Annotated in this window: 26 protein-coding genes; 13 read left to right on the top strand and 13 right to left on the bottom strand. The window is 42.5% G+C overall.

From position 1 onward, the window contains the following. Positions 1 to 12: 12 nt before the first annotated feature. The 6 genes from J2Z69_RS08010 (at position 13) to J2Z69_RS07985 (ending at position 5,053) form a co-directional block, all read left to right on the top strand. Complete coding sequence (locus tag J2Z69_RS08010; RefSeq protein ID WP_209860925.1) at positions 13 to 276, top strand: acyl carrier protein; 264 nt, start codon at positions 13 to 15, stop codon at positions 274 to 276. A gap of 126 nt (positions 277 to 402) precedes the next feature. Beyond that, the gene (locus J2Z69_RS08005; RefSeq protein WP_209860923.1) at positions 403 to 1,548 is read left to right on the top strand and encodes a radical SAM/SPASM domain-containing protein; all 1,146 of its coding nucleotides are present in this window, start codon (positions 403 to 405) and stop codon (positions 1,546 to 1,548) included. An 18-nt stretch (positions 1,549 to 1,566) separates the two neighbouring features. Further along, positions 1,567 to 2,694, top strand: a complete 1,128-nt coding sequence (locus J2Z69_RS08000) for a hypothetical protein (protein WP_209860921.1) — start codon at positions 1,567 to 1,569, stop codon at positions 2,692 to 2,694. 98 nt (positions 2,695 to 2,792) lie between these two features. After that, the gene (locus tag J2Z69_RS07995; RefSeq protein ID WP_209860919.1) at positions 2,793 to 3,515 is read left to right on the top strand and encodes a 4'-phosphopantetheinyl transferase family protein; all 723 of its coding nucleotides are present in this window, start codon (positions 2,793 to 2,795) and stop codon (positions 3,513 to 3,515) included. A 165-nt stretch (positions 3,516 to 3,680) separates the two neighbouring features. After that, the gene (locus J2Z69_RS07990; RefSeq protein WP_342591571.1) at positions 3,681 to 4,112 is read left to right on the top strand and encodes a carboxymuconolactone decarboxylase family protein; all 432 of its coding nucleotides are present in this window, start codon (positions 3,681 to 3,683) and stop codon (positions 4,110 to 4,112) included. Next, a complete protein-coding gene (locus tag J2Z69_RS07985) occupies positions 4,112 to 5,053 on the top strand; it encodes a sigma-70 family RNA polymerase sigma factor (protein WP_209860916.1) in 942 nt (313 codons plus the stop codon). The genes J2Z69_RS07990 and J2Z69_RS07985 overlap by 1 nt, the downstream gene beginning before the upstream one ends. A gap of 324 nt (positions 5,054 to 5,377) precedes the next feature. On the opposite strand, the gene J2Z69_RS07980 is transcribed toward J2Z69_RS07985, so the two are convergent. Beyond that, complete coding sequence (locus tag J2Z69_RS07980) at positions 5,378 to 5,995, bottom strand: HAD family hydrolase (protein ID WP_209860914.1); 618 nt, start codon at positions 5,993 to 5,995, stop codon at positions 5,378 to 5,380. Positions 5,996 to 6,208: 213 nt separating this feature from the next. Between J2Z69_RS07980 and J2Z69_RS07975 the strand changes: the two genes are divergently transcribed. Both J2Z69_RS07975 and J2Z69_RS07970 read left to right on the top strand, forming a co-directional pair. Beyond that, positions 6,209 to 6,496, top strand: a complete 288-nt coding sequence (locus J2Z69_RS07975) for a YciI family protein (protein WP_209860912.1) — start codon at positions 6,209 to 6,211, stop codon at positions 6,494 to 6,496. Between the two features lie 210 nt (positions 6,497 to 6,706). Next, positions 6,707 to 7,501, top strand: a complete 795-nt coding sequence (locus J2Z69_RS07970; protein WP_209860910.1) for an SDR family oxidoreductase — start codon at positions 6,707 to 6,709, stop codon at positions 7,499 to 7,501. A 162-nt stretch (positions 7,502 to 7,663) separates the two neighbouring features. On the opposite strand, the gene J2Z69_RS07965 is transcribed toward J2Z69_RS07970, so the two are convergent. From J2Z69_RS07965 to J2Z69_RS07940, 6 genes are all read right to left on the bottom strand, one after another. After that, entirely contained in the window at positions 7,664 to 8,293 is a 630-nt protein-coding gene (locus tag J2Z69_RS07965; protein ID WP_209861433.1) for a YfbR-like 5'-deoxynucleotidase, read from the bottom strand. Between the two features lie 109 nt (positions 8,294 to 8,402). Beyond that, a complete protein-coding gene (locus tag J2Z69_RS07960; RefSeq protein WP_209860909.1) occupies positions 8,403 to 8,765 on the bottom strand; it encodes a hypothetical protein in 363 nt (120 codons plus the stop codon). Between the two features lie 82 nt (positions 8,766 to 8,847). Then, positions 8,848 to 10,374, bottom strand: coding sequence for a sulfatase family protein (locus J2Z69_RS07955; RefSeq protein WP_209860908.1), 1,527 nt, complete (start codon positions 10,372 to 10,374; stop codon positions 8,848 to 8,850). A gap of 273 nt (positions 10,375 to 10,647) precedes the next feature. Further along, positions 10,648 to 11,292 carry an Imm50 family immunity protein gene (locus tag J2Z69_RS07950; RefSeq protein ID WP_209860907.1) on the bottom strand — a complete coding sequence of 215 codons (645 nt, stop codon included), beginning with the start codon at positions 11,290 to 11,292 and terminating at the stop codon, positions 10,648 to 10,650. Positions 11,293 to 11,331: 39 nt separating this feature from the next. Beyond that, entirely contained in the window at positions 11,332 to 12,240 is a 909-nt protein-coding gene (locus tag J2Z69_RS07945; protein ID WP_209861432.1) for a DMT family transporter, read from the bottom strand. Positions 12,241 to 12,291: 51 nt separating this feature from the next. Further along, on the bottom strand, positions 12,292 to 12,996 hold the full coding sequence (locus J2Z69_RS07940) for an SDR family NAD(P)-dependent oxidoreductase (protein WP_209860906.1): 705 nt from the start codon (positions 12,994 to 12,996) through the stop codon (positions 12,292 to 12,294). A gap of 491 nt (positions 12,997 to 13,487) precedes the next feature. Here J2Z69_RS07940 and J2Z69_RS19415 point away from each other — a divergent pair, with 491 nt between their 5' ends. Then, positions 13,488 to 14,666 carry a DUF418 domain-containing protein gene (locus J2Z69_RS19415; protein ID WP_209860905.1) on the top strand — a complete coding sequence of 393 codons (1,179 nt, stop codon included), beginning with the start codon at positions 13,488 to 13,490 and terminating at the stop codon, positions 14,664 to 14,666. A gap of 139 nt (positions 14,667 to 14,805) precedes the next feature. On the opposite strand, the gene J2Z69_RS07930 is transcribed toward J2Z69_RS19415, so the two are convergent. The 3 genes from J2Z69_RS07930 to J2Z69_RS07920 are packed head-to-tail and all read right to left on the bottom strand — an operon-like array spanning position 14,806 to position 16,391. After that, the gene (locus tag J2Z69_RS07930; protein ID WP_209860904.1) at positions 14,806 to 15,828 is read right to left on the bottom strand and encodes a sulfurtransferase; all 1,023 of its coding nucleotides are present in this window, start codon (positions 15,826 to 15,828) and stop codon (positions 14,806 to 14,808) included. Between the two features lie 36 nt (positions 15,829 to 15,864). Then, positions 15,865 to 16,182 (bottom strand): HNH endonuclease family protein, encoded by a 318-nt coding sequence (locus J2Z69_RS07925; protein ID WP_209860902.1) that lies wholly within the window; start codon positions 16,180 to 16,182, stop codon positions 15,865 to 15,867. Further along, complete coding sequence (locus tag J2Z69_RS07920; RefSeq protein ID WP_209860900.1) at positions 16,179 to 16,391, bottom strand: hypothetical protein; 213 nt, start codon at positions 16,389 to 16,391, stop codon at positions 16,179 to 16,181. The genes J2Z69_RS07925 and J2Z69_RS07920 overlap by 4 nt, the downstream gene beginning before the upstream one ends. A 187-nt stretch (positions 16,392 to 16,578) precedes the next feature. Here J2Z69_RS07920 and J2Z69_RS07915 point away from each other — a divergent pair, with 187 nt between their 5' ends. Then, the gene (locus J2Z69_RS07915) at positions 16,579 to 17,988 is read left to right on the top strand and encodes a deoxyguanosinetriphosphate triphosphohydrolase family protein (RefSeq protein ID WP_209860898.1); all 1,410 of its coding nucleotides are present in this window, start codon (positions 16,579 to 16,581) and stop codon (positions 17,986 to 17,988) included. A 151-nt stretch (positions 17,989 to 18,139) separates the two neighbouring features. On the opposite strand, the gene J2Z69_RS07910 is transcribed toward J2Z69_RS07915, so the two are convergent. After that, positions 18,140 to 18,709 (bottom strand): thymidine kinase, encoded by a 570-nt coding sequence (locus J2Z69_RS07910; RefSeq protein WP_209860896.1) that lies wholly within the window; start codon positions 18,707 to 18,709, stop codon positions 18,140 to 18,142. Between the two features lie 188 nt (positions 18,710 to 18,897). On the opposite strand from J2Z69_RS07910, the gene J2Z69_RS07905 reads away from it, so the two are divergent. Both J2Z69_RS07905 and J2Z69_RS07900 read left to right on the top strand, forming a co-directional pair. Further along, on the top strand, positions 18,898 to 20,109 hold the full coding sequence (locus J2Z69_RS07905) for an acyltransferase (RefSeq protein WP_209860894.1): 1,212 nt from the start codon (positions 18,898 to 18,900) through the stop codon (positions 20,107 to 20,109). A gap of 219 nt (positions 20,110 to 20,328) precedes the next feature. After that, the gene (locus J2Z69_RS07900; protein WP_209861431.1) at positions 20,329 to 21,078 is read left to right on the top strand and encodes an SDR family NAD(P)-dependent oxidoreductase; all 750 of its coding nucleotides are present in this window, start codon (positions 20,329 to 20,331) and stop codon (positions 21,076 to 21,078) included. A 132-nt stretch (positions 21,079 to 21,210) separates the two neighbouring features. Here J2Z69_RS07900 and aspA read toward each other — a convergent pair whose 3' ends face one another. Further along, positions 21,211 to 22,647: an aspartate ammonia-lyase gene (gene aspA / locus J2Z69_RS07895; protein ID WP_209860892.1), complete on the bottom strand. Its 1,437-nt coding sequence runs from the start codon at positions 22,645 to 22,647 to the stop codon at positions 21,211 to 21,213. A 286-nt stretch (positions 22,648 to 22,933) separates the two neighbouring features. Between aspA and J2Z69_RS07890 the strand changes: the two genes are divergently transcribed. Then, the gene (locus J2Z69_RS07890) at positions 22,934 to 23,182 is read left to right on the top strand and encodes a hypothetical protein (RefSeq protein WP_209860890.1); all 249 of its coding nucleotides are present in this window, start codon (positions 22,934 to 22,936) and stop codon (positions 23,180 to 23,182) included. A 170-nt stretch (positions 23,183 to 23,352) separates the two neighbouring features. Here J2Z69_RS07890 and J2Z69_RS07885 read toward each other — a convergent pair whose 3' ends face one another. Continuing rightward, positions 23,353 to 23,736: a RidA family protein gene (locus J2Z69_RS07885; RefSeq protein WP_209860888.1), complete on the bottom strand. Its 384-nt coding sequence runs from the start codon at positions 23,734 to 23,736 to the stop codon at positions 23,353 to 23,355. Positions 23,737 to 23,759 lie beyond the last annotated feature (23 nt).

Below are 23,759 nucleotides of genomic sequence, written 5' to 3'. Positions count from 1 at the left end.
GAGGAGTTAACCATGGCAACGGAAACAAGAGAAGAATTAAAGGAACGGATTATTGAGATGCTGAAAGAAAATTTAGAGGGTGCCTCCGAGATGGCCACCATTGATCCAGATACGGATTTATCTACCCTAGGTATCAATTCTATGACGTTCATCAAGCTGGTCATTGCTACCGAGATGGAATTTGGGGTGTCGTGGAGTGATGAGGATTTGGATTTCCGTAATTTTAGAACGGTCAATCATATTATGAACTACATTACGGAGTCTAAGGTAGAATAGGCTTTTTAATTGGATATTAATTTTCATTTGATACTAGATGTCTGTTGTGCTCGTTGTTGTTCTATCTCAGCCTAGCAATGCGGATCTACCAACCTATCCAACCGATGAAAGCGGGGAATCACCATTATGTTAACCAAAGCTGCAAGTGTAGGCGGATTAAGTGTAGAGCATATTCAGCAACTGTCTCCTGAAATCAAGCAATTAACTCTTTTTCCATCTGAAATGTGTAATTATCGCTGCAGCTTTTGCCATATTTGGGGGGAGACAGGGTGGGCGCTCAAAGAGCCTCAACGCGTAATTCGTGAACAACTAGACATCAATGTGTTGAAAAGCTTTTTGGATGACGTCACCGCAAATACTAAGAAATTGGGTGTCATTATTACAGGTGGAGAGCCGATGTTATATAAGCATTTCACCGAACTCGTGGAGCATCTACGCAGTAAAAAGGCCAACATTTATCTTCTAACGAACGGATCTCTCATCAAAAATAAAGTACAGTTTATTATGGAGAACATCGTTGCCATGAATATTTCGATCGATGGTCCTGAAGAGTTCCATGATTCTATTCGCGGGAAAGGCAGCTTCAAGACGATTTGCGAGAATATTGATTCATTGATCGCAGAGAAGCGCAAACGGAACAAGATGTTCCCATTCATCAATATTACGATGGTTCTCTCCAAGTACAATTATCGTAGTGCCAAAGACTTCATGGCGGCGCTTCGTGAACGCTTCAAGGATGCGAATGTCGTACTCCATGATTCCAAGAATCCTTGGATGAAGCGGCGAGATCTCTCCGTCAATTTCGCTCCGCTCTTGTTCACTACGCAGGAGAGAGGACTAGCTTACGCCGCGCAGATGAAAGAACATCTGGACTGTGATGTCTCTCCCGCTTGGCAAGGTTTCGTTGAAGAGTCTCTGAGCACAGATTTCGATACGGATATCCTCAAGCAAGATCTACAAGACTTGTGGCAAGCTGAAGGCATTGACACTTCGAGCTTCGTGGACATTCAGCAGTATTATGCGGATATTGATAATGTATTTGGCCGTACCAAATGTGTAGCACCTTGGCATGAAATGGTCATTCGGCGTACAGGAGATGTGTATCCTTGTGTGGATTTTCCAGATTATAAATACGGAAATATCTATGAACAATCTTTCAAAGAATTGTGGGAAGGCGACCGGGCTGTGAAATTCCGTGATTATATGAAGACGAGTAATCTGATGGTATGCAATCGGTGTACGCGGTTATTCGCAGATAAGGAATCATTCTAAAATATAGGGGGAGATTCCATGGAGCAGACGATGAAGAGGCTTAATCACAAAGTGAACCCACTGCGGGAGAATATACTTCCTTTTACACAGCCTCAGGTGTATGGATTTCTAGGACATGCTTATGTTCGTGCCATATTAGAGAACTATGAGGAGTGCGAAGCATGGCTGCAAAACAACTATATTCAGCTCTATATTTCGCAGCATTATATTGATATGAACGAATATCGGCTGGATTTCCTCCCGGACTTGCTGATGATTTTTGCCAATGTGCCTTGGCTGGAATATCACCGGACGGATCAGAAGTCGCTGGCACGGCTTGACGTGGATATCCACCATTTCATTATCGATCATATTGATCGGGGGTATTATTGCTTCACTTATGTGAATGATTTCTATATTCCACATACGCTGAGCTACCAGAAATATCAATTTACACATGACATCTTTATATTTGGCTATGATCTGAATCGGCAGCTCTATCACGTGGCTATTTTCGATGATCAACGTCAATTTTCTATGCGTGAGCTTAGTTTCGAGGATTTTGATCAAGCGTATCACAGTGAGACGCGGCAGGATTATATCAGCATGCTTCGCAAAGTGGCTCCAAGCGAATATGACAGCTATAAGTATGACATGAAGATTGGTCATTACGACTTCGATCTGGAACTTATGGTAGACATGATGGATGATTATCTTCACGGCCGGAATACGCGAGAGCGACTTCGGCTTTATCAGAACCCTGAGGATGGGTTCTATGGTATGGATATCTATAAAGGGCTGCATCAATTCTTTACGTTATTATATGAAGATAAAATTAATCTCGATGTTCGGCAGCTGCATTTGCTGTGGGAGCATAAGAAGCTAATGATCTCCAGAATTCTATATCTGCAGGAGCAGGGATATTTGGAGGAGACGAAGTCTCTAGATGCTTTTCGCAAAATCGAAAAAGACATCCACATGCTGCGCAGTATGCTCCTGAAATATTTTATTGTGCAAAATAAAGCGATAATTACCAATATCATTCATTCCCTTGATGAAATCTACGAAGTGGAAAGAGCAGCAATCATCCTACTGATGGACGATATTTGCCGTAAAAATAAACTCAGAGATTATAAGTCAACCGTACAAGCTGCTGCTGAAGTATAATGGAAGAAAGAGGGTAGGGTCATTGAGCAAGAGAATGGACGCCTGTCTTTCTAACATGAAGGTTAGCCAGACGGCTTGAATTTTGGGGGGGCGAACAGATGAGAATCATCATCGTCAGAATGACACGTTCTATACCAGATATGCAGTTTCAAGAATTATGCTTGGAGGTCTCACCTAAGCGGCAACAGCGAATTCTCCGTTTTGTCTACAAAAAGGATGCGGAAAGATCACTATTATCCGAGCTTATTGTTCGGTATGTGATTGAGCAGAATTTAGGCTTAACAGGTGTGCAGGTTAGCTTTGGAGAAGGAGCGTATGGTAAGCCTTTTTTAATGGGACATGAGGATTTTCAATATAGCATCTCACATTCGGGTGATTACGTAGTCTGTGCCTTCGATACGGAACCGGTAGGACTAGATATTGAGCAAATTGGATCGAATCAGATGGATATCGCAGCGCGTTATTACACAGTGCTGGAGAATCAGTACTTACAAGAAGAGGGTATTGCTGAGGAGGAACAGCTTCGACGATTCTATGAAATATGGTCACTCAAGGAAAGTTATATGAAAGCTACCGGGCAAGGTTTATCGATGCCATTGGAATCATTTTCAGTCTACAAAGATGTAGATTCAGGAGAATTCCGCTGTATCTCAGAGGCTGATCCTAAACCATGGTATTTGCGTCAGTACCCCGTGGATGATCAGTATTGCATGGCGCTATGTTCCACTCATGTCATTCAGGATGAACAAGTAGAACAATGGGATATGATGGATTTTATAGGGATGGTAAAAGCTGATTCAAGGATACATTTGATGGATTGAGGAGACAAGGTCGTCTTAGCGGACGGCCTTTTTAATATTATTAGGTGGAGTGATAACGTGCATTTAAGCATGAGTGTCACATAATATCTTGCTGAGTTGTCTACATATAGAGTCCATAAATTGGGTCCATATAGAGAGGAAGAGATGAGAATGATGGAACTAAGGATGAACCATCGAAACGTGGCTCCGGAATTTTATCAAGCCATGGCAAGTATGGATCAGGTATCGGGGCGGACGCTTGGAACTGTACTTAAAGAACTGATTAAAATTCGGGTATCGCAGATTAACGGTTGTGCATTCTGTATAGACATGCACGCGAAAGATCTGTTGAAGCAGGGGAATCAGGAGAATCGATTACTTTTGCTTAGTGTCTGGCATGATGCCCCATGTTTCACTGCCGAAGAAAGAGCAGCACTTCAGCTAACCGAACATTTAGCACAAATTACTAACCAAGGCGTCCCGCAGCATATCTACGATCATGCACGTATGTATTTTGAAGAGAAGCAGATTCTGGACATCATCTTAGTCGTGAATATGATTAGTGGCTGGAATCGAATCTCCATCGGCACGGGAATGTATCCAGGATGTTTTGACTAATGGAGTCAGGTGTAGCGCTTCCGCTGACAGATTCCTTTTATTTAGCTTGGAGAGGATATCTACTAGGCATAGCTTATCGTATGCTCGGTTCGGTCGAAGATGCGGAGGATATTGTGCAAGATCTATTCGCTGAGCTTCAAGGAGAGGGCATTCCTCAGATGGATTATCCTAAGGCTTATCTAACAAGAGCTACAGTCAACCGTAGTTTGAATGTACTGAAGTCTGCTCGGAAGCAAAGAGAAGAATACGTGGGGCAGTGGCTTCCTGACCCCCTACACCATCGCTTATTAGAGCCGGGTCCTCTAGAACGAGTAGAGCATAGAGAAAGCTTACAGTATGCCTATCTTGTACTGATGGAACAGCTACTGCCAGCCGAGAGGGCTGTCCTTCTACTGCATGAAGTTTATCAATATGATTATCGCAGCATTGCGGAACTACTAGGCAAAAATGAAGCGGCTTGTCGACAGTTAGGTAGCCGGGCACGTCGCAAACTTCGTCCGACTAAGCCGATTAGCGAGGATACTTCATCTAAACGTGACATGGAACTGGCCGAAGCAGCTGCAAGCAGACAAGTTCTGTTAGATCGGTTCATATTTGCATTCGAACGGCATCAGGTGGACACTTTACGTGAGTTATTATCGGAACATGCAATCATGATCACGGATGGCGGGGGTAAGGTACACTCTGCCATCAATCCCATTAAGGGAGCAGCCCGAGTCCATGCGTTCACGGCATCGCCTAAGACATTCCAAGCTTTGCGCCGCGCTCGTGTAACCTTTGTTGAACTGAATGGTGAGATGCAAGTTCTCTTCTGGAATGAACATCAACTTGAGGCTGTCATGTGTGTACAGTTAAGCGAAGGATCCTCGCATATCCAAGGGATATATGTAATAAAAAATCCAGAGAAGCTAGAGTCTATTCAGCTTAGATTAGATGCATAGAGTAAGGCGAGGACCTGAAAATTAGATGGAAAGTAACAGGGAAGCAATTGAAGATGGAAAGTCTGGAGAGTACTTGGAAGTAAATAAAACTAAATGAAAAATGAATTGAAATACAGTTGAAGAGTAACTGGCAAGTGCAAGTGAATGGAAAGTAATTGGAGTATAACTGAAGTATAACTGAAGTATAATTACACTTCATATGCAAACCCCTTGCCAAGTCGGCAGGGGTTTCTTTACTTTATTATTGTAATGATTAGGGTATAGTCGCATCATTTAAAAGAGCTTTCACACTTTTTTGCTGGTTTTAAATTCGAGTTGCGTAACCTATATAATACGAAGAATGTCCATCGGAGTCTGAAAGATATGATCTGCTTGAATGCCTTCGGGTTGTCTGCATCCCCAGCTCGCGAGACCGAAATGTACCCCCGCATCTCTCGCACATTGATAGTCATATATTGTGTCTCCAATATAAATAGCTTGATGCGCTGGGGTTCCCGAGATTCGAAGGAATTTCAGAAGCGGCTCGGGGTGTGGTTTATGTAGCTCTGTATCATCAGCACATACAGTATGAGTTAAGTATTTGGATAATCCCATCGGTTCGAAATCATCCCGCAACTCGGTCTTGGTTTTGGAAGTTACGATTCCTTGAGAGATCTGTCTGCGCTGTAGCGTACGCAGTACTTCTTCCACCTCGTCAAATACTTCGATAGAAATCAGAAAATCCTTCATAAAAAAGTTCCACCGTTCATTGGCAAGGTGAATGTCTGCAATACCTAGCTTAGGCAGAGAGTCTGCTCCCGGAATGCCAAGGACAAAATTGAGTTCATCAGCTTCCATATGGCGGCTGTAATCGGCAATGAGCATTTTTTGTAACGATCCAATGACTGCACGTTCGGTATCAATTAAGGTTCCGTCGACATCAAAAATAATAGTGTTATACATGATTTGTCCTCCCCATTAAATATGATTATAGTTGAATGTTGTTATTTCCCTGTGGTGTTTCTTTTTTAACAGGGTAATATATAGTTTAAAGAACGATTTGTTCTTAATGAATATGTTAGCCAACATATTCACAGGTGTCAAAATATCCCAGGGTAAACGGATAATTATTAACGTTATTTTACATATGAGGATGAATAGAAAGGAAGAGAACTCATGTTTTTAATATCGATCCACTATACGCAACCCTTAGAGATTGTAGATACATTTCTTGAAGAGCATCAGGAGTTTCTTAATCATCAATATGCGGCAGGGACCTTCATATTCTCAGGCCGTAAAGTTCCACGTACAGGAGGCGTTATCCTCTCTAATCTGACAAGCCAAGATGAATTAGAACATGTTCTACAACAAGATCCTTTTTATCACCATGAAGTAGCAAGTTATGAGATTACGGAGATTCAGATTACGAAATGTGATGAACGTTTTGAGCCTTTTCTAAGATAACACAAGGTATCTAAAAGCACAGTGTGGCTAGGGAGAACTATAACCGCGCTGTGTTTTTTAATTCAACTAGGTTACAAGTAGACAACTAGTTTTGATTAATCTTTCTAGGAAGCGGGTAATCGTGTATGACATTGACGGGACATAAAGAATCGTTCAGCATAATGATCATTTAAATATATTTCCACAGATACACGAACAGGAGGAGATTGTATGTTTGGAAGCAAAAAGACGATTTTCATTACAGGTGCAGGTAGCGGACTTGGTAAAGGTACCGCATTAGGACTAGCACACAAAGGGCATCAGGTGATAGCATCGGTAGAGACCATTTCCCAGGTCACTTCATTAAGAGAAGAAGCTAAGGCCCAAGGTCTGGATATGGAAGTCATCAAGCTGGACGTCAACAATCCTCTGGATCGCAGTCAACTAGAGAAATATGATTTTGATGTGTATGTAGCGAATGCAGGCATTGGTGAAGGTGGCCCTCTAGCAGAGATTCCGGTGGAGAACGTACGGAGAATTTTTGATACGAATGTGTTCAGTTCCTTAGAAATGGCGCAGATTGTAGCCCGCAAATTTGTTGCTAAGAAGAAAGGTAAAATCATCTTCGTGAGCTCGATTGCAGGCTTAAGCGTAACCCCGTATCTCGGAGCTTATTGCGCATCGAAACATGCTGTTGAAGCGATGGCTCAGGCGCTTAAAGGCGAACTAGCCGAGTTCGGCGTACAGGTAGCAACGATCAATCCAGGTCCTTATAAGACAGGATTTAACGATATGATGTTCGAGGAAAAAGAGAAGTGGTATGACGAATCTACGAATTTCACGAAGCGTTCCGATATCGCTAAAAGTGAGCTTATGTTAGCTTCCCAATTCGATCCGCAGGATATGATTGATAAAATGGTTGAAGTAATTGAGGCCAAGCATCATCCGTTCCGTACGGTTCACCCTGCCCCATCTGAAGCGCAGGTCAAGGCGTATGAAGCCAAAGTGTGGGAAGAGACGATATAACCATGAGTCTATTATGTATATATGAAGAAGGAGCCGAGAGGGCTCCTTTTTTATTGCTAGATATTTAATTGCTATATATTTTATGATAAGGTCAAAATTTTAATGATTACAATATCTTTCAAGTAAATTGACTATAGCCTACTTTTTAGTATCAATCCGCCCTTATACTGCTAGTGCCTCTTCCGTGATCCTACGGATATCAATCGGGGAAAGGGTCTCTTCATTCATCATATCCGGTAAAATATGCTCTAGAAAATATTCCACACAATTGAGCTGAATATGCTTAATCTTAATCAGGGCATTGCGGTACATAATGACGAATTCCTTTTCGGTATTTCCTCTTTGTAGCTCGGTAAATGCTTCGTACACTTGATCCATTTTATCAGCGACTTCCAGTATCAAGCCTTCGACAGAACTATCTTTCCCTTCGCGCAGCTGCCTACGGAAGATCGCTTTGAAATCCTCAGGAATATGTTCATCGATGAAGTGGTCGACCATACCTTCCTCCACTTGTTGAATCAATTGGCGTAATTGAACGGAAGAATGCTTAACGGGGGTCTTAATATCTCCGATAAATATTTCGCCATAGTCATGGCTGCTCGTAATCTCATAAAGTTTTTTCCAGTCGATCTGAATTCCATGTGCTTCTTCTATATCGGCCAAAGTTTTGGCATATTGGACGACTTTCCAAGAGTGGGCGGAGACACTGTGTTCCTCGAATTTAAATTTACCCGGACAACGGATAATACGTTCCAGCTCGTTCAGCGATCGGAAGTACGTATGGATTCCCATGAGTTCAGCCATCCTTTTAGCATTAATGAGTTCAGTTCCAAGTATGAGGCTCATATGTTATAGGCGGATTAACTCCATGTTTAATGGATAAAAATTCATTCTAAGATTCTTATAATGCGGGCCATATTTTTTTGTGGTATGAATCTTGAGTTAAGTATATTTCCGAGATGGATTGCCCATCTTCTTGAAGGGTAATTTGAAAAGATCCATCTCTTTTACCTAGATAAATCAGATCGTTAGCCTGTAAGGACAGATACAACTTATCTCCAACTTTTCTTGCGGTGTATCCTTCGTACTGTGTAGCGCTGCTAATCAGATCTCCGCTCAGTGCTAAAGTATGATCGGTATTCATAATTTTGTTCACGACTACAATGTCTGGATTGACTGTATATGTAGTTAGCCGATTTTTAGCGAATCCTACTAATAGTAGAACAACAACTCCCATAAGAAAATAAATTATTTTCTTTTTCACAACTATTCGCTCCCCATCAATGAAATGTAGCCTACCCATCTAATTCTTAGAATAACTCATACGAATCTAATATATGAAAATATCAGGCGTGCCATATTCTAGGCATCGGCATGGATTCTTTACCTAATTCAGCCCATATATATTGGAGAAGAAGTTCCATTTTCAAGGAGGAGTGCGACGGATTATCCCACAAGTTGTTCAATTCACCTGGATCTTGGACAAGATCGAAAAGTTCTCCATAGGTTTGGTTGTAATATACAGTGATTTTGTATCGTGAATTAACATAGGTTTTCTGATGAATGGACGTAGGCTCGTGACGGAACTCGCATATCGCATGGTCGCGGGCCTCTGTCTCAAGTCCAAGCCAGACCTTACTTTGGTCCACGCCCGTCATGGCTGGAGGAATCGTTAGACTACATAACTGTAAAAAAGTTGGCGCTAAATCAACAAGCGACTGGATGGCATGGGACTTCACTCCCGCAGGTACATGACCAGGATAACGAACAATAAAAGGGACTTTAATCAAATCCTCGTAGTGAAATCCTCCTTTGTACTGAAGACCATGCTGCCCAAAAAAATGACCATGATCTGAGGTGAACACCACGATCGTATTATCGGTTAGACCGAGTTCATCGAGCTTGTGAAGGATGGTCCCAATGTACTTATCCATCATACTGATCATGCCATAATAGGTTGAGACGAGCTGTGTGCGTTCGGCTTCAGGCAGGAGGTGAGAGTGGTATCCATGGATACCGAGGCCTGTTTCTTTTAGGTAATCAAAATATGGATGTTCCTCCTGAGTTTTTCCAAAATGAGGTGGATTGTGATTATGTTCCCCAGGGCTAAGGTGAGGGATCGTTAGTTGGCCTTGAGGATACAAGGTATCCCAAGGTGCAGGCACGAGGTAATCAGGGTGAGGATCGAAGAAACTGGACCACAGGAAAAAGGGCTCATCCTCAGCAGCATACTGCTCAAGTAATGCATTTGTCCGTTCGGCGATCCACGTATCATAGTGGTATTCTTCTGGGATATGCCAAGTATGAGTTAAGTTAGGATCCATAGTTCCGGTAGGGGCTAGAAAAAATTCTCGCCAGTTCAGACAGCCTTTCTCCTCCATCCAAAGCGCATAATGCTGTCCAATGTGAGCTTCATTCGTATGATTCCGAGCCAATTCAACATGGTCAAAACCGTAGAAGGGTCCATGGAATTCACGCCAGTAGTCTAGGTCTTGTAACAAGGGGTAAGCCTCAAGCGAAGGATAACTCTCCGTTCCCTGCAAGGGCTGGAAATGAGCTTTGCCGATGAGTGCCGTTCGGTAACCTGCATTAGAGAACAGCTGAGATACCGTGGTTCGATCTTCTAATAATTTGGTACCGAGTGTCCATGCTCCATGTTGACTTGGATACATGCCGGTCAGTATCGAAGCTCTTGTTGGTGTACAAGTAGGATTCGGACAGTAGGCACGGGTGAACGTCGTTCCTTCTTGCGTCATTCGATCTAGATTTGGTGTAACGATCTCAGGGTTGAACGCTCCAAGGGTATTATAGTGCTGCTGATCGCTGGTTATGAACAAAATATTCGGACGTTTCACTAGTGTTCGCTCCTCCATATAGCATGAAATGCTAGCTTATTTAAGTATGAAGCTTAGCTTGCCGCAAGTTATGGTGAACATGCCATGATGTATGTGAGCAAAATGTTGTAACGACTAAAAGAGGAAGACCATTTATTTAGGTTCTCTTGCAAACAAGCACATCCCATGAAGTTCATGGCATGTGCTTTTCTTGTGCATACTCAACATTTCCTGCCAACATTTCTTGCGGTCACTTTAGGCTCTTCTTTAATAAGTAGATCAGCTGCTTAGCTGGGTCGTTCCAATCTTCTGTTATAACTGTACAATCTCAGCTCGAATGCCACCGCATAAGAAGCTGCCTGACAATCCGCGAAGAGCGTCAATATCAATGACCATATCTGTATCTTCATAACGGAAATCCAGTTGAAGAATAATATTTTCAGACTCAAGCGGGGTGAGTCCTACATCGGTGGTCTGGTCGAATATGAATGTGATGGCATACCTGGGAATATCAGTTTCAGTGAATATCCCTTCTGGAAGGAGCGGTGCAACATCTGAAGGCGTTAGATCCGCGGATTGTGGAACCAGCACAGTAGTTGCAGATAACTCGATCGTGAGTGAGATGTTGCCCGAATTCAAGCTAGCGTCTGTTATTCGGTCGTAATGGAAAGGGGGAAAATATCCCAGCTTTTCGATAATAGCTTCGGCGCCAAGTATCGATACGGTAGGGGAGAAGGCAAGTTCAAGTTCTAAGGTTCCAGCAAGATGGGGCTCATGATCAGCATGTGTGAGGAGCACGACATAACTTGGATGTACTTCCATAATAGAGCCGATAAAATAGTGGGCGGAACGGATAAGCACAACATCATGAGGGTCAAAAGGGAGAGGTCCCCCTGCTATATATTGGATATGGTATAATCCATCTTTTTTTTCAACATGCTGTACTTGCATAATCATGCTTTTTCTAACCTCCTAGATGCTAACTTTGTCTGTATATCATACCGAACTTGAAGCAGAATCGGAAGCTCGCTCCGCATACTTGCGCGATCTATTGGATAGATACACACCCGCTAAAATAAAAGTGACCCCAATCAGCATATTCCAGTGAACTTTCTCGTCCAATAATGTCGCTCCCCATATGATAGCGCTGGCCGGAACCAAATAGGTGACCGTAGTGGCGAATTCCGGACTTCCTTTTTGAATCATGTAGTAAAAGAGAATATAACCAATACCAGAACCAAATACACCGAGTCCAATGAGAAGCGGAAGGATGGTGAGGGAGCTTACGCTTGTCCAAGAAATGGTCTCTGTAGAGAGTGCCATTCCTCCACAACTGACCATAGCACAAAGTAGGGTGCCGAACGAAATCTGATACATGGATAATTGTTGAAGTCTAGCAGATAGCTGTGAGCCTACGGCATAACATAAGGTAGCGGTCATCATGCAGAGGAAGCCGATTCCATCAATAGAGATTATAGAGACGGGATTAATTCCGAGTAAAATGATTAGACCCACAAAAGCGATCGCTAGTCCAATCCATTGCATCCGATGTGTAGTAGCTTTGAAGAACAATGCTCCGACTACTACCGTCCATAGCGGCGTCGTTGCATTTAATATCGAAGTCATACTACTGGTTAGTCGAGTCTCGCTGAACCCAATAACGGCCCATGGAATAGCCGTATTCACTAGAGCAACAATAGCGATAAGCAGCCAAGGCATGCGCCGGAGGTCAAACGGTTTTCTTAAAATCAACATCAGGAACGTAATCGTAGCGAAGCCAAGCGCTGATCGCAAAAAGGCAATGGTCCATGGCCCAAAGTGTTCTAACAATTGTTTGATAAAGAAAAAGGAACCTCCCCAAATGAGACTGAGCAGAATCAGTGCAGCGTACAGCATACGAGGCAGGGGAATCCCTCCTTTCTAATGAAATAAAGTAAAAATGGTATAAAAGATCATCTATATAGTCATCGTTAACAGCTTTTCGACAATTTCTTCGGCAACCTCACCGGGTGCTCTCAGCTCTCCCTTTTCTTTGGCCTCTCTGAACAAAGGAGCGATGGATAGGCGTTTCTCGTTCCGAGCGGACATTTGCAGTGTGGTGTCCATCATCCCAGGATCGATGGTATATATACTTAAATCTTTATGATTCTCTAGTTGTATGCAGCAAGTGAACATATGAATAGCAGCTTTAGAAGCGCAATACATACTCATCCCCGGTGCTGCATAGTGGGCAGAAGCGGAGGAAATGTTGACTATATTTCTATGAATATTCCAATGTTCTGTATACTTCAACAATAATTGAGTCAAAAGCACAGGAGCCGTAAAGTTAACCTGTATATTTCTAATGATATCTTCTGGTGAGTATAGTTGGATAGAGCCCAAAGGGGTGATTTGCGCAGAGTTATTGATTAAAGTAATGGACTTTATATGTTCTACAGGCATGTGTTCCAATATCCCTTGCATCACATCAGAGATTCCTTCTACTTGTTGCAGATCATACTTCAAAAAATGAAAGGGAACACGATGCTGGGCAGCTAGTTGCTCTAGCTCGTCATGGGCAGTTCTGGAGATAGAGATGATCCGATGACCACATTGGATCAGCCGACTACACATTTCGAAACCTAGCCCACGGGAAGTGCCTGTAAGTATAAATACTTTCATGTACGCGCACTCCTTATCTAACTTAAAAAAACTAGTTTTTTTGGTGATAATAGTACTCTCCCGAATCTAGTTGTATTTAGAGAGTTCATAGACATATATGTTAACGCGATGTATATGGTGAAAGTTCTTCAATAGTATCAAATAAATTAGGACTGTAAAAAAAAACACTTATAAACGTTGAGCTAATCAAAAAAATTATATTCCAAATCTAGTAGTTACAAACAAAATATTTCCAAAATAATCCTATTGCTGTATTGTATAGAAGGATGAAATGCTAGAAAAAGTAAAATTATATAGTATTTATTCTAAATAATAATACCTAGGTATTTTGGAAAAGGAGCAATGAAAAGTTATGAAAAAATGGTTCATAGTTTGTCTGGAACTTACTATGCAATCAGTTTCACCTCTCAAGATGGGTCGAATTCAGGGGAATATGCGATTGTTGGATCTTCAACATACGAAAAAAGCCATTAATAAAAGGAGTTAGTAAAGTGTTAGCTAATGAGAATAGAAATGAACGGATTATATCTCTAGATCAGTTGCGAGGGTTCGCCTTGCTTACCATTTTTTTGGTCAATCTAAATCAGCTTGGTGGGATTCAGCGAGATACGATGTTTTGGACATATAAGTCTTTTACGCTCTCAGATCGAATATTCGAGATTGTGAACATCATTTTCGCCAATAGTTCCCGTCCATTATTCGCATTTATGTTTGGCATTACAATGGTCATTATGTATGATCGGGCCATTGAGCGGCAAAAGAATGCCTATAGTATTCTGTTCAGACGTATGTTGATTTTACTATTAGTAGGGGCTATGCATCATATATGGATATGGCAAGGAGATATTTTGTTCATGTATGCTATGGACGGATTAATATTGTTGCTCTTTGTTTCTATGTCGGCTTGGCCGTTATTTCTTTTCGGATTATTAGCGATATGTCTTTATCAACCAGCACCTTTTTTTGTATATTTAGATGGCCAAGGAGGCCCTATAGATCTCTCACAATACTTCTTGTTACTTCCTGGTAGAAATCCTTTTATTAGCAATGTACTAAACGGATTAAATCTAAGTTTCCCCTACCAATTTAGCCAAGCCACTCAGCATTTAAGCTTTTTCTTATTCGGAATGGCTGCTTATAGAGCAAAGTTATTCCACCTTAAGCACGGTATCATTACGGGAGTTTTGGGTGTCATATTATTGATAACTGGAATATGGACAAAATATCAACTTAATACCAATATAGATTTTCCATTTTTAAATCAGACGATCTTCTGGCATTTTTCTGTATCTTTAGGATTGGTATTTCTGTTCTTATATTTGTCTAATTCCACAAGATTTTCTCGGTTCACTCAACCTTTTGAGTGGGTCGGCAAAATCAGTCTAACCCATTATCTGATGCAGTCGATAGTATTCTCTTCTATTTTTATAAGTGCAAGTTTTAGCCTACTCGGTAAACTAGCCTTTGTACATCCCGTCCCTTTTGTCGTATTGCTTCCTATAGGACTTGCTTTCTTTGCCCTACAAATGTGGGTAGGCAAGCTGTGGCTTCAACATTTCTATTACGGACCATTCGAGTGGATCTGGAGAGCAGGAACGTACTGGACAATTCCACCTATGCGTAGGCACCCCGTAGAAGTGAATCGGACAGTCCGTGAAACTTTGAGTTAGAAGTATTCTATTTTAGATTCTGCAATCTATGATAAAAATACTGCAAATTAGCAATGTTAAGTTTTAATTTTTCATTTAAATAAGCCAAGAAGAAAAGCCCACATTTCTGTGGGCTTTTCTCATGTTCTAACGTTTGTTTTTAGAGCTTATTGTCTTCCTCAGTTACCACCGGATTCCCCTCATAACTGATCCAGTCGCTCCAGCTCCCCGCATAGAGCTTCACGTTTTGATAGCCGGCTTGTTCCAAGGCGAGTACGTTAGGGCAAGCCGTCACACCCGAACCGCAATAGACGATGACTTCGCGATCTTTGGAGATGGAAATAAATTGGTCTTCCAGCTCCTGTATACTCTTCCACTGACCCTGCTCCCCGATGGAGTTCTTCCAGAAATGATTCACAGCGCCAGGAATATGGCCACTTTTATGGTCTATAGGTTCCTCAAATCCCGCATAGCGGCGAGGCTCACGAGAGTCGATTAAAATGGGAGCTTTTAGCGAAGTCAGTTCACTTTGATCCGCGCCTTCTTCCAGTCCAAAAGCGGCTTCCAATCCTTCTACCACGGAAGACTCAGTACTTAGGCGATCAGATGCCTTTAAAAGTGAAACGTCAAATTCCCCTTCATGAAGCGAATGGCGATCCGTTGCTTGATCCTCAGCAGAAGCTGACGAGGCTATTCTTACTTCATCTACTGTAGCGACCCGTTCGGGACGAACCTTGGCTACAAAGGAAGAGGGTACAACGATTGGTGTGTCTGAACTCACCGGATAGCCAGCATTTTTCCAAGTAGAGTAGCCTTCATCCAGCACATAGACTTGGTCATGACCCAGCCAGCGTAGTAGCCACCATAACCTAGAGGCCATAGCTCCTCCTTGATCATCATAAGCAATGACGCGTGTCTCAGGTCCGATTCCTGCTTTCTTGAAGCAAGCCTCCAGATCCTCCACATTGGGAAGAGGGTGCCGACCTCCATGAGTCTGGATCGGTGCAGAAAGATCTTGTTCTAGATCGAAATACACCGCACCCGGGATATGATCCTCCTGATAAGCCATGCGTCCAGATGCGGACTGTCCTAGTTGAAAACGGCAGTCTGCGATGACGATATCCTGTTCATACAGACGAGCAAGCAGCCAGTTTTTGGCGACAATAGAACGGGGGGATTGCATAGATATTCCTCCTTTTAATGATATGAATGTTCAAAATTATCTTTTGCGACCTCGGACACGGGCAGACTTGCGCACTTTGGGCTGTACACCTGAGGGCTGTTTACGTATCCATTTTAGATAGCTAGCAATTTGTGGGTCCTGCTGTAAAGCTGAGATGGTAGTCAGCTCCATATGAATGAGATCACCGTTCGTGTACAAAGCGTGGATTTGCTTGTGACAGGACGTGCATAATTGTGCGGTGGGAAGAAAAGTACCCCCCTTTTCCTTGGGGGTTAAATGGTGTTCTGTCGTCTTGACTTCGGTTCGACCGCACAGCTCGCAGCGAGTTGGAATGGTGGGTGTCGACGTGCTCATTTTCGTATTTCAAAGAACTGACAGTCTCGCCGCGTATGGTAAGCTAGATCACTTACGCCTGATTGTATAATCACGGTCTGATCATCGAAGCGGATAATGTTGCCACCTGAGCCAATCAGATGATCGTTTTGAAATACACGAATTCGCTTGTGCGTGTCCATAGCTTCTTGAAGATCTTGGTCTGTAAGTAGCGGCCTAGTAATGGGCATGAGGAAGACTCCTTTTTGCTGTATGGTTGAAGTTAACATATCATAAAATAAGAGCAGGATGCGAATAGGACAACGTTGAGATCACCTCAAGTTTTACTTAGGGGGAAGAGGGACAAATTCTTAAAGCTCGTTTAATATATACAATAAAAGAAATTTCTACTATAGAGACTGTTGAGGAGCGAACACCATGAATCTAAGCGAACGGAGACAACATCGTCAGCATCCAGATAGCGTAGGCCACGAACCTACTCGGGCCGCATATGAGCGAGATTATTCTAGACTGATTCATTCTCCTACATTTCGAAGGCTTCAGGGGAAATCGCAGGTATTCGGTGCAGGAACTGGAGATTATTATCGCACTAGGCTTACCCATTCCCTAGAAGTAGCCCAAATTGCAAGAGAAGCCGCCAGAGGACTCCTTCGTGCTTATCCAGAGGTCGGTATCGAATCTACGGATCATCCCGGTTTGGTCATCAATTCTGAAGTGGTGGAATGTGCTGCGATTTCTCACGATTTCGGGCATCCTCCTTTTGGTCATAAAGGGGAAGAAGTGCTCTCTGGCATTTTAGAGCGTCTGATTCAAGATAAAATTACGCAAAACATACAACATCTGAATCCATTATCGCCTGAGGCGGACACGATTCGTCGAGAAATCCGTCGGAAGTACGAGCATTTTGAAGGAAATGCCCATAATTTTCGCTTGATTATGTTCTTGGAGAAACGCGAAAATATCGATGGCTTGAATCTAACCGATGCTGTCTTACTCGGTACGAACAAATATCCTTTTTCTGGAATCGTGAATCACAAAGGGATGTATCTGCATGAATGGAGCTACATATCCGAGATTCGCACACAGTGGGGCATCCCGGAAGGCAAGAAGACATTAGAAGCACAGCTTATGGATTTGTGCGATGACATCGCCTATTCCTCACATGATTTGGAGGATGGAATCAAGGCTGGGAAAATTGAGGTTCACGAGCATTTCATGCGAGATCCGCATATTTTACAACTGATTGTAGAGAAGGTTCAGACGCTGGATGATGCTTTCTGGCAAGGGTGGAATGATGAGCGTATTCGAGCGAAGGCAGAAGAGGTACTAACTGCTTTTTTAACCGTATGGCAGATGAAATTCCCACTCTGTGATCATGATCATTCTCGTACACGGCGTGAAGTAAAAGCTTACTGGGTAAGCTTATTTGTAGGTAGTCTGGGTGTCATTGAAGAGGGGAATTGGAAAAAAGTTACGTTCGTTAAAGAGGATAAGGAAGACGTGGATATGCTGAGAACGGTCAGTATTTTGAAAAGTTTTGCATGGGTGACTATGATTCGGGACTTGAGAGTTCAGCGTTTGCAGAAGCGCAGCGCATGGATGATCCAGCGATTATGGGATGCCTTCGTAGACCCAGCTACATCCAAATCCATTATCCCTGGCGACTGGTTGCGGCGTTTTGATCGTGATCAGCGGCTGAATCAGCCGATTTGGACTTGGGAACACATGGTAATCGATTATATTGCAGGCATGACCGATGCCTATGCTGAGAAAATTTACAATGAACTATATGGCATGAAAGTAGGCTCGATCTACGATTTAGATTAAGCGAACATGGCTAAAAAAAGTCAATCTGTAGATATCAAAAACCATCCTCTTTACTTTTAAGAGAGGATGGTTTTTCTTTATTTCACATATACGGATACACCTTGCAAAGGTCACAGGGGTTTATTTTATTCTAAATAAAGTACGCACGCCATTATAAAGGTGGATTGGCATGACACTTTCGGCAGACGGGGTAATAAGCCTCGCTACCGCCAATTTGAATTTGTTCTCCGTCGTACACAGGCTTACCATTTTCAACCCGAAGATTCATAGTAGCCTTTCGCTCGCAGAACCAGCAGATGGTCTTCATTTCTTCCAACTTATCCGCATAGATTAGCATCTGCTCACTACCTTCGAATAAGTGGTTCTGAAAATCATTTTTGAGTCCAAAACCCATGACGGGAATATCGAGTTCATCCACAATACGAGCTAACTGCTGTATGCCCTCTTTATTCATGAACTGGCACTCATCCACTAAGACACAATATACCTTTGTCTTATGTCCTTTGACGATCCCAAAAATATCGGTATCATCGTAGATTGGAATAGCTTCGCGGCGCATGCCAATGCGGGAAGATACATAACCGACTTCGTCGCGATGATCTACAGCGGAAGTGAAGATCAGCACCGGTTTATTTTGCTCTTCGTAGTTATGAGCTACTTTGAGAATTTCAATAGATTTGCCGCTGTTCATTGCTCCGTACTTGAAATATAACTGTGCCAAGGTGCATGTTCCTTTCCTTACAGAAAAATATTCTAATCCAGCATAATCAACTAGACCTAGAGAGTCAATGAAAGTGGTTTTACTTTTTTCTATATTAGATTTTGTTGCGGATTTTATATATTTCATTCTTTTATGGTATATAATGGATGATTATGAATAGAAAACAATTTGCTAGAGGAGAATAGGTTATGTCTGAAAGTCCAGTCCTTTCTAGGAGGATCAAAGAGATTGAGGTGCTGCGTGGTCTAGCTTTTGCCGCAGTCGTGTTCCAACATACGATGGCTCATTATGGTGCAGATCCAGCGATTCGTTTGGGTGATGGTGTGCTACTAGCTTTGCTTGTTTTACTGTCTAAGTTTGCTGTACCCGTATTTATATTTATAACTGGTGTATTGATGTTCTACAACTATCAAGACGAAATGAAGTACGGAAAATTCTACGCAAAAAGAGCAAAGGACATCGGAGTTCCCTTTCTGTTGTGGTCCATTTTTTACATCACGCTAAATCACGCTTGGGAGGGTAACAATCTTCAAGGTATTCTTTCTAATTTGGAAATGATCATAACAGGTAAATCCAGTTACCATCTGTGGTATGTATTTATGATTATTCAGTTCTATCTCTTATTTCCGTTATTCCGAAAGTTAGTATTGAGCGTGTTCAAAAGGCTCAGCGCCAGATGGCGGACCGTGGCCGTTATAGGCTCAGGTATTGCATACACCGCCTTATTGCCATTCATCTTCACCATCATGCCGGGATTTGAACGAGCGAATATTCCTGGAATAACAGCATTATTCACTATATATGCAGATCGCAACGCGTTGTATTATTTATTTTATTTTGTGCTAGGTGCAGCCGCAGGACTTCATATTGAACATTGGCGCAATGTAGTGAAGCAAACGCAGTTTTTATATGGGACCGTATTTACCGTGTATCTCGGTTGGTTCCTTTATCATATTGTTGAAGGATTTCAGACTGGGGATGGCATCGTTATTCAATTTGAGGGCCTTGCTCTGCTTCGCCCAGCTATGGCTATCTTTTTGACGAGCTCCATCCTTGTGTATTATCGGCTAGCTATGTATTTGAGCACTGTAGAGGACCGATTCTGGGTTCGCTGTATATCTGGAATGGGCATGTTATCCTATGGGGCATATTTAATGCATGCGGGGGTACTCCGATTATCCTTTGCCATGGAAGGATGGTGGTTGGTTGAATGGAGTGTAACAATACGTACCTTGGTTGCATTCCTGCTTTGTGTACTCATGTGCTGCCTCTTCACCTGGTTGTTGGCCTTGCTACTTTTCGGAAAATGGGTCGTGGGTTCACATCTTTCTGTTAAAAGTAAGCATAATAGAAACGAAATTCCAAATTCGAAAAATAGCAGGGCCCCCCGGGTTTTATGAGCTAATTGTCAATACCAATTTCAACAATTTAGTCCATAAAAATTTTGATTTCACTATTTTGTTTTAACGTTAAAATAAGTTACACTATATAAAGTAAGTTAATATCAAATATTCGGTCTTCACGAATAATCAACAACGGATAGTAAATGATTAACGTTGTGATTACTGGAGGCCGTACAAATGAACCATCACACATATATTACTGGAAGGATGATTAGAATGGGACGTTTATCAGGTAAAGTAGTTATTATTACTGGAGCAGCTATGGGTCAAGGAGCAGAGGAAGCGAAATTGTTCGCAAATGAAGGCGCGCAAATCGTAGCAACCGATCTTCAGACTGAAGCTTTGGAAGCTGTAGTTAAAGAAATTACAGATAACGGTGGCGAAGCCATTGCCGTGAAGCATAATGTAGCCTCTGAAGAAGATTGGGCTAATGTAGTGGCTCAAGCTATTCAGCATTTTGGTAAAATTAACGTACTGGTTAACAATGCTGGGATTACTACAGACAAAAACTTGGAGAATTTCGATCTGGGCAGCTGGAACAAAATTATCGAGATCAATCTTACAGGTAGTGTTCTAGGTATGAAACTTGTTGCTCCTGAAATGAAAAAAGTGGGCGGCGGTTCTATCGTTAACATCTCTTCTGTAGCAGGTCTTGTAGCTATGAGCAGAACCAATGGATACTCTGCATCCAAAGGTGCACTTACTCTAGTTAGCAAAACAGCAGCTGTGGAACTTGCAGCAGACAAAATCCGCGTGAACTCCGTACATCCAGGTGTAATCATGACTCCAATGGTAGCAGCGGCAGTTACTGAAAAGATGATGGCAGGACTCAAAATGATGACACCACTTCCTCGCATGGGCGAGCCAAAAGATATCGCTTACGGCGTACTATACTTGGCATCTGACGAATCTTCATTCGTAACAGGTTCTGAACTTGTTATTGATGGCGGATGGACTGCACAATAATACTCCGCTCAACAACAATAATTATGAAAAAGTACAAACTGTAATTATGAAAAAAATTAAACTGTATCCGTCGCTCAGTGGCATGAGCGTCAGATACAGTTTTTTTGCTGTATAACTATATGATTTGTAAGTCTACACCTTTTCGCGATGTAAATATTTTGCACCCGCTATGCCTGGACTTGTCATCTCTAGAGGATGAAGGATATCGTCAAGCTGTTCTGCGCTAAGTACGTTGTAATGAAGGCATAATTCACGAACAGATTTGCCTGTTCGAATCGCCTCCGCAGCAATTTTGGATACCGTCTCATAACCTAAATGCGGATTCAGTGCGGTGATGATACCTACGCTGTGTTCTACATATTCCCGGCAGCGCTCTTCATTGGCTGTGATGCCTTCCAAGCAGTTCTTGGTAAACGTACGGAAGGCTTGGTTCATAATATGCAGGGATTGCAATAAATTGAACAAGAGTACAGGTTCCATTACATTGAGCTCGAATTGACCTGCTTCTGTAGCTAGCCCCACCGTATGATCGTTGCCAATGACTTGGAAAGCAACTTGATTGATGACCTCGCATATGACAGGGTTCACCTTACCGGGCATAATGGAAGATCCCGGTTGGCGAGGTGGCAGGGCGATTTCGCCAAACCCGGTGGCAGGCCCCGAGGCCATAAGCCTTAGATCATTGGCAATTTTGGACATGTTAATCATGCAGATTTTGAGAGCAGCCGATACTTCTGCATACACATCACAGTTCTGCGTCGAATCCACCAAGTGTCCTGGACTAACTAAGGGGTAGCCGCTCAGCTCTGCGGACATCTGTACCACGCGTTCAATATATTTGGGATCGGCGTTAAGCCCCGTACCGACGGCTGTCGCGCCCATATTAATTTCATATAAGGAAGAATGAGTCTGCTCCATACGGCGAATATCACGCCGAATAACCCGGCTATAAGCTTCGAATTCTTGACCTAATCGAATGGGTACGGCATCTTGAAGATGCGTTCGTCCCATTTTAATCACATGATCGAATTCAGACGCTTTTTGTAAGAAGGTATCACTTAGCTTACGCGTAGTCTCTAGTAGACGATCTAGTAAGGTAAGGATGGCCATATGGTTAGCCGTTGGAAATACATCGTTGGTGGATTGGGACATATTCACATGGCTGTTCGGACTAACCAGATGATAATTTCCTTTGTCCCCACCTAGAATTTCAATAGCACGATTAGCGATAACTTCATTTGCATTCATATTCATAGAAGTTCCTGCACCGCCCTGAATCGGGTCTGTGATGAACTGATCATGGAATTTGCCAGCGATGACTTCTTCTGCTGCGGTAACGATGGCTTGACCAATGGTGGAGTCGAGCTGTCCAATATCCATGTTAGCTATGGCTGCAGCCTTTTTCACCAGAGCAAGAGAGACGATAAGTTCAGGTAAAATTTTGTATCCAGTAATTGGAAAGTTCTCTACAGCTCGCAACGTCTGAATACCGTAATAGGCATCTATAGGCACCTCCAGCGTTCCTAAGAAATCGCTTTCATTTCTAGTTGACGATGTATAAGTTATCATGTATGTCTCCCCTTAACGATTAATAAATAGGATAGTTACCTACCCAATATAAACCTATTGCGCGGGATTATCCACCCCATCCACAAAATAAGAAAAACCTATATTCTATATGCTTTTGCGGACTGATTCGGTGACGCTTAGACCGGTTAAATTACTGAACAATATAGTTCAATATCCTTCACGCTGAACACTTCCTCTGTTAAAAATATACCCAGAAAGCCCCGGGCCCACACCTCTGTCAGCGTTTAACGTATAGTGTGTCATAACCCTCAGGAGGTGTGCCCTTGTGGCTATAAATGCTCCGCATCAATATTTAAATAAACGTGTGAAAATTAAGACAAAAAAAGGGGCCGTTCTATACGGAACGGTAGTCAAAGTAAGCGGTAAAAAGATATATCTAAAAGCTACATCTGCGCACTATAAAGGCAGCAAAGTACGGGCTACATTTTTTCCGTTTATCCTGCCTTTAGTGCTGTTCGATCTGTTAGCAATTGTCTTACTTGAACCTAGACGTGGTAGAAGACGATTCTACTAGCTCAGCATTACGCAATAAAAATAGTAAGCTCATGCATTCCAACGTTATCATGTGATAATACTCTAACAAACCTCAAAAACACCCCAACACATACTTTGCTTGTGTGTAGTGGGGTGTTTTTAAGGTTCTTTCTTGGCCGGCCTAATGAATTACTTCATAAGTGAAGTATTTTATTCAATATAAGCTTCCACTTCAATTTCAATAAGTAAAAGAGGATCAATAAGTGCTTTAACCTCAATCATAGAGGCTACAGGCTGGATATCTCTAAAAAATTCCCCGTGTGCTTTTCCAATCTCTTCCCATTTGCTGATATCCGTAACGAACATACGAGTGCGTACGACGTCTGACAGACTTGCACCAAGATCAATTAGCGCTTGTTCGATGATGTGTAAGATATATCTCGTCTGTTCATAAGGATTACCAGCACCTACGACTTCTCCGTCTTTCATGGCCGTTGTTCCTGCTACATCAACACGCTGACCCACACGAATGGCTCTGCAGTAACCTACTTCAGGTTCCCAAGGAGATCCCGTGAATACTCTTGTTCTCGCCACAATCCATCAGCTCCTGTTCATTC

This window comes from Paenibacillus shirakamiensis, assembly GCF_017874255.1.
Classification (GTDB): Bacteria; Bacillota; Bacilli; order Paenibacillales; family Paenibacillaceae; genus Fontibacillus; species Fontibacillus shirakamiensis.
This window is presented reverse-complemented; position numbering and strand designations above follow the sequence as displayed.

Bases quoted from the DNA above. Each gene is read 5' to 3' on its own strand.
- J2Z69_RS08010 (WP_209860925.1), top strand. From the start codon at position 13: ATGGCAACGGAAACAAGAGAAGAATTAAAGGAACGGATTATTGAGATG.
- J2Z69_RS08005 (WP_209860923.1), top strand. From the start codon at position 403: ATGTTAACCAAAGCTGCAAGTGTAGGCGGATTAAGTGTAGAGCATATT.
- J2Z69_RS08000 (WP_209860921.1), top strand. From the start codon at position 1,567: ATGGAGCAGACGATGAAGAGGCTTAATCACAAAGTGAACCCACTGCGG.
- J2Z69_RS07995 (WP_209860919.1), top strand. From the start codon at position 2,793: ATGAGAATCATCATCGTCAGAATGACACGTTCTATACCAGATATGCAG.
- J2Z69_RS07990 (WP_342591571.1), top strand. From the start codon at position 3,681: ATGAACCATCGAAACGTGGCTCCGGAATTTTATCAAGCCATGGCAAGT.
- J2Z69_RS07985 (WP_209860916.1), top strand. From the start codon at position 4,112: ATGGAGTCAGGTGTAGCGCTTCCGCTGACAGATTCCTTTTATTTAGCT.
- J2Z69_RS07980 (WP_209860914.1), bottom strand. From the start codon at position 5,995: ATGTATAACACTATTATTTTTGATGTCGACGGAACCTTAATTGATACC.
- J2Z69_RS07975 (WP_209860912.1), top strand. From the start codon at position 6,209: ATGTTTTTAATATCGATCCACTATACGCAACCCTTAGAGATTGTAGAT.
- J2Z69_RS07970 (WP_209860910.1), top strand. From the start codon at position 6,707: ATGTTTGGAAGCAAAAAGACGATTTTCATTACAGGTGCAGGTAGCGGA.
- J2Z69_RS07965 (WP_209861433.1), bottom strand. From the start codon at position 8,293: ATGGGAATCCATACGTACTTCCGATCGCTGAACGAGCTGGAACGTATT.
- J2Z69_RS07955 (WP_209860908.1), bottom strand. From the start codon at position 10,374: ATGGAGGAGCGAACACTAGTGAAACGTCCGAATATTTTGTTCATAACC.
- J2Z69_RS07950 (WP_209860907.1), bottom strand. From the start codon at position 11,292: ATGATTATGCAAGTACAGCATGTTGAAAAAAAAGATGGATTATACCAT.
- J2Z69_RS07940 (WP_209860906.1), bottom strand. From the start codon at position 12,996: ATGAAAGTATTTATACTTACAGGCACTTCCCGTGGGCTAGGTTTCGAA.
- J2Z69_RS07930 (WP_209860904.1), bottom strand. From the start codon at position 15,828: ATGCAATCCCCCCGTTCTATTGTCGCCAAAAACTGGCTGCTTGCTCGT.
- J2Z69_RS07925 (WP_209860902.1), bottom strand. From the start codon at position 16,182: ATGAGCACGTCGACACCCACCATTCCAACTCGCTGCGAGCTGTGCGGT.
- J2Z69_RS07920 (WP_209860900.1), bottom strand. From the start codon at position 16,391: ATGCCCATTACTAGGCCGCTACTTACAGACCAAGATCTTCAAGAAGCT.
- J2Z69_RS07915 (WP_209860898.1), top strand. From the start codon at position 16,579: ATGAATCTAAGCGAACGGAGACAACATCGTCAGCATCCAGATAGCGTA.
- J2Z69_RS07905 (WP_209860894.1), top strand. From the start codon at position 18,898: ATGTCTGAAAGTCCAGTCCTTTCTAGGAGGATCAAAGAGATTGAGGTG.
- J2Z69_RS07900 (WP_209861431.1), top strand. From the start codon at position 20,329: ATGGGACGTTTATCAGGTAAAGTAGTTATTATTACTGGAGCAGCTATG.
- aspA (WP_209860892.1), bottom strand. From the start codon at position 22,647: ATGATAACTTATACATCGTCAACTAGAAATGAAAGCGATTTCTTAGGA.